Source organism: Sulfurimonas sp. (assembly GCF_014859695.1).
GTDB lineage: Bacteria > Campylobacterota > Campylobacteria > Campylobacterales > Sulfurimonadaceae > Sulfurimonas.
In genome coordinates, this window is sequence record NZ_JACUTS010000119.1 from 1 (window position 1) to 3,924 (window position 3,924).

Consider the following 3,924-nt stretch of genomic DNA (forward strand, 5'->3'; position numbering starts at 1 on the left):
CAAGAAAAGTTCTGCACAATCTCATCTCTCTTTTTCCCTCTGAAGGCAGTTGGGGGTTTTTAGAGGTGCCCTAAAGTATTAAAGGTTTTGTAAATGGTTGAGTCATCAGCATATTATGAAGGCATTAGAGCAGAAGTAGCTGAGTTCATACCACAAAAATATTCTAAAGTTTTAGAAATAGGATGTGGTAAAGGGGGATTTAGAGCAAATGCTTCTGACAATTGTGAATATTGGGGAGTAGAACCAAATGAAGAGGTTGCAAATATTGCAAAAACGAAATTAAATAAAGTAATAATCGGAACATTTGATGATGCTTTTAATGATTTGCCTGACAATTATTTTGATCTAGTTATTTGTAATGATGTTATTGAACATATGGTAGATCATCACATGTTTTATAATCGAATAAAAGCTAAGTGTGCCAAAGATGCTTGCATGATCGGTAGTATCCCGAATGTTAGATATATTAGGAATTTGTATGATTTGTTAATTAAAAAAGATTGGAAATATACAGAAGAAGGAATTTTAGATAAAACGCATTTACGTTTTTTTACTCTTAAGAGCATCAAACAAGACTTTTTGAAGCATCAGTTTAAAACAGAAAAGTTATGTGGAATTAATAAAGTGTATTTTTCAAAAAGAAAATTAAGCAACTTAAAAATAATGTTATTGCAATTGTTTCTCGGAGAAGACACTAGATTTTTACAATTTGGCTTTAGAGTCAAGTTGAAATAGCTTTTATTATTCATGTTCAGTAAAAAATATATTAATACAATAGCAACAACATATTTACAAATGTTTGTTCAAATCATCATCCCTCTTTTATTGATTCCATACATGGTAGAAAAACTTCAAGAAGACTTGTATGGCTTATGGATTTTATTTACTACGCTTATTGGTTACTTTGGTCTGACAGGATTTGGTTTTGGCACCACTTTTTTAAAAGAAGTTAGCAAGCAGGACGATGCTAAATATATTAGTAGGTATTTGAATAGTACGCTCTTTTTTTATCTTGCTATAAGCGCGCTAGTGATATTTGTGTTTTTATATTTACTTGTAAATTTAGAGACAATATTTTTAATTCGGAGCGTACTTCTTTTTGAAGCAAAAGTTGCTTTTAGTATATTTTTTATAGTTTTTTTTATTAATTTTATAAGTAGCCTTTTTGGAACATTGTTATTTGCAAAAGACATGTTGTATATACATAATTATATTTTGATTGTAAATAGCGTTATTACTGCAGTACTTATGTTTGTGGCATTATATTTTGGACATATGTTGATCACTCTGGCACTAATAAACCTATTTATGAGTATTGCTTCGGCAATTTACATCTATTATATGGCAAACAAAAAAATTACATTTACTATATCATTAAGATATTTTGATCTGTCTCTTTTAAAAGAAATGCTAAAACCAAGTATGCATTATTTTATTATAACGGCATCAGCTATGATAATTTTATCGAGTGATAATATAGTAATTTCTTCTCTTATAGGAGTCGGAAGTGTCACGGTGTATGCCATAGGATATAAACTGGTAGCAATTTCTCAGAGTTTACTTTTTAGGATTGTGGATATTATGATACCAGATATAGCAAGATTGGATAAAGAAGGTAAATACAAAGAGATTTTAAAACTTCACAATAAAACTTTGTTATTTTCGCTTATATTGGGATTCGCGGGATATGGATTTTTGTTTATATATGGAAGTACTATACTTGAGTGGTGGGTAGGACCAAAGTATGTATTGGATGAAAATATTTTAAGAATTTTTATTGCTTTTGGTATGTTACATACGGGAGTTCATGTAAGTGCTGTCTTTATTGTAGCAATGGGAGCTCATAGAGAAACCTCATACATGACAATGCTGGATGCATTTTTAAATGTATTTTTTTCTGTAATATTGCTTCAATATTATGGTCTGCTTGGTGTTGCAATGGGTACTTTTTTAGCCCATTTGTTAACAAGTTCATGGTTTACAAGTTGGTGGTTTTACAAACAGATAGATGTAAAACTGGAAGAAAATGCCAAAATTGTCGTGTAGTTTACTGGACTTAGCACCAAGATTTTTATTTATAAGATAAAATTAGTATTAAAAAAAGTGAGACAATGATTAAAAGTGTAATATTTATATATAAAAAAGAAGGTTTAATTAATCTTCTTATCGCAATATACGGGTTTCTTTTTCCTATGAAAGCAAAAGCATATTCTTTAATTAAAGAGATTGTTTCTGCAGGAAAAGGACTGGAGGTAGGTGGTCTAAGCTCAATCTTTCAACAAAAAAATGTTATTCCTATTTATACGCACATCAAATTGTTAGATAATTGTAATTTTGCAAGCCATACGGTTTGGGAAGGAAATATAAGCGAGGGCCTGAAATATTTTTATGATGAGGCACATGCTCCAGGAAGACAATATGTCCTTGAAGCAACTGACTTGAATCAAATAGAGAGTGAAACATATGATTTTTTACTCTCTTCTCATATGATTGAGCATACGGCCAATCCCATAAAGGCTCTAAAAGAATGGATGCGAGTAGTGGAGGATGGAGGGCATCTTATTGTTCTCGTCCCACATAAAGATGGTACATTTGATCATAAGCATCCAGTTACAACATTAGATCATCTCATACAAGATTATGAAAATGATGTTACGGAAAAAGATCTAACACATATGAGTGAGATTTTAGAATTACATGATCTTAGTAGGGATTTGGAAGCCGGTACCCATCAGCAATTTTCTGAACGATCTGAAAAAAATTATGAAAATAGATGTTGGCATCACCACGTTTTTAATTCGCCTCTTGTCGCGGAGCTTATGGATTATCTTAATCTTCAAATAAAAGCTATTGAAGCGATTGCTCCTATGCATATACTGGTTGTCGTCCAAAAATTATCAGATAACAACAGCCCTAATAATGAAAGCTTTCTTGAGCATGTAAGATCGGATAAATACAAATCTCCTTTTTCCTCCGATAAATTATGAATTTACGAATTGCGGCTGTTGTAGTATTATTTAATCCTGATAAACATGTTTCTGAGAATATATATTCATATATTGACAATGTTGAACAGCTTTACATTGTTGATAACTCTGAGCATTACAATAGTAGCTTGGTAGATGAGTTTAAAGTGAACTCTAAAGTTCAGTATATAGACAATGGTGGCAATTTAGGGATTGCCCGAGCCTTAAACATAGGGTGTGCTAAAGCTTTTCAAGATGGGTACAATTGGCTTCTTACAATGGATCAAGATAGCAAAATAACTGGATCAATGCTTCCGAGAATGATAGAATTTTTAAATGTGACCAGATGCGGAGAAGCTATAAGCATAGTGTCTCCTTATCATGCCAATTCTTATTTTCCAAAAACCGAGTCTAAGGATATTGATAATGAAATCATAGTTGCTATGACATCAGGCAACCTCCTAAATTTGAGCGCTTATAATAATATAGGACCATTTAAAGATGATTTTTTTATCGACTATGTAGATAATGAATATTGTTTGCGAAGCAAGCTAAAAGGATATAAAATAATTCAAGTAAATAATGCTGTTTTAGAGCATAATCTTGGTGAGATAACGCAACATGTACTTTTTGGCAAAGTATTTTACACGACGAACCACTCGGCCTTAAGGCTTTATTACAGAACCAGGAATCGTTTTTCTTTACACTATATGTATAAAGATATTTTTAATACGTTTATCCGCATAGATAAAATGAACTTTTTAAAAGAGTTTATGCGAATAATATTGTTAGAAGATGAAAAAATTAAAAAAACGTATTATATTTTATTGGGATATATCCATGCAAAACAAAAAAAATTAGGTAAATTAAATGTCTGAACCATTGATGCCTTTAATCTCAGTAGCAATGGCAACTTACAATGGCGAGAAGTACTTAAATGAACAGCTTGATTCTATTT

General features: G+C 31.3%; 4 protein-coding genes. All 4 read left to right on the forward strand.

Features of this window, described 5'->3' with window-relative positions; genetic code table 11:
• Positions 1–93 precede the first annotated feature (93 nt).
• Positions 94–735 carry a class I SAM-dependent methyltransferase gene (locus tag IBX42_RS11520; protein ID WP_294933078.1) on the forward strand — a complete coding sequence of 214 codons (642 nt, stop codon included), beginning with the start codon at positions 94–96 and terminating at the stop codon, positions 733–735.
• Between the two features lie 12 nt (positions 736–747).
• Positions 748–2,046, forward strand: a complete 1,299-nt coding sequence (locus tag IBX42_RS11525; protein ID WP_294933079.1) for an oligosaccharide flippase family protein — start codon at positions 748–750, stop codon at positions 2,044–2,046.
• Positions 2,047–2,111: 65 nt separating this feature from the next.
• Positions 2,112–2,987 (forward strand): methyltransferase domain-containing protein, encoded by an 876-nt coding sequence (locus IBX42_RS11530; protein WP_294933080.1) that lies wholly within the window; start codon positions 2,112–2,114, stop codon positions 2,985–2,987.
• A complete protein-coding gene (locus tag IBX42_RS11535) occupies positions 2,984–3,844 on the forward strand; it encodes a glycosyltransferase family 2 protein (RefSeq protein ID WP_294933081.1) in 861 nt (286 codons plus the stop codon). Before IBX42_RS11530 ends, IBX42_RS11535 begins: the two co-directional genes overlap by 4 nt.
• Positions 3,845–3,924 lie beyond the last annotated feature (80 nt).